Genomic DNA, 967 nt, shown 5'->3' with positions numbered 1-967 from the left:
GATGAATCCTGGCTAGGCAAGGAAGTTATCGCCTTAACACGCTTTGGCGGCCAAGCTGAGCAAGTCACAGTGCCCCTACAACAAGTATTTGATAAACCAGAAACGCTCTCCTTCGAAGCCGCAGCAGCAATCCCCGTAAACTACCTTACCGCCTACCAATTACTCGTCGCGATGGGAGGCTTACAAGCTCATGAGAGCGTTCTCATTCACAATGTGGGAGGTGGTGTCGGTCTTGCTGCACTGGAAATCGCCAAGCATATTGGCGCTACAATTTATGGTACTGCTAGCTCAAGGAAGCACAAGTTCTTAAAAGAAAAGGGCTTGGATCACGCAATAGATTACCGTACCCAGGATTGGAAGAAAGAACTTCTCGCCCTCACCAATAGCCGCGGTGTCGACTTGATCACAGACCCTATTGGCGGCGATAACCTGAAAAAAAGTTACAGTGCCTTAGCTAACACCGGCCGACTAGGCATGTTTGGTATTTCCTCTGTGTCCGACTCGGGAATCAAAGGCAAGTTGAATATGCTTAAGATGATTGTGCAAACACCTTTTTATCACCCTTTTGGTTTAATGGATCAGAACAAAGGCGTATATGGTGTCAATATGGGGCATTTATGGCATGAACATAAGAAGATTGATATCTGGATGAAAGAGATACTAAAAGGCTATGCTGAAGGCTGGATCAAGCCTCATGTCGATAGCACGTTTTCCTTCAAGGATGCAGCCAAAGCGCATGAGCATATCGAGCAACGCAAGAATATTGGTAAAGTAATTTTAGTCCCCTAACTCACAATGAAAGCAAGGCTCTTCCATTTATTGGCTTGCTGAGCCTTCGCATATTCTAGAAGGTATACTGAGCCAACATACTGACACTAATAGAATCGCTGTCACGATAGACTTGCGGGCCCTCAAGTACGCGGTATCGCTTACCCTTAAGGAACAAGACTTCCGCCCCTAAGCGCAG

1 protein-coding gene is annotated in these 967 nt (G+C 46.4%); it reads left to right on the top strand.

Features of this window, described 5'->3' with window-relative positions:
* On the top strand, positions 1 to 789 hold a 789-nt coding region (locus A3763_RS05425), incomplete at its 5' end, for a zinc-binding dehydrogenase (protein ID WP_068759932.1).
* Between the last annotated feature and the right edge of the window lie 178 nt (positions 790 to 967).

This window comes from Oleiphilus sp. HI0128 (assembly GCF_001635365.1).
The sequence above is the reverse complement of the archived record's forward strand: the minus strand, read 5'-3'. Positions and strand labels throughout refer to the sequence as shown.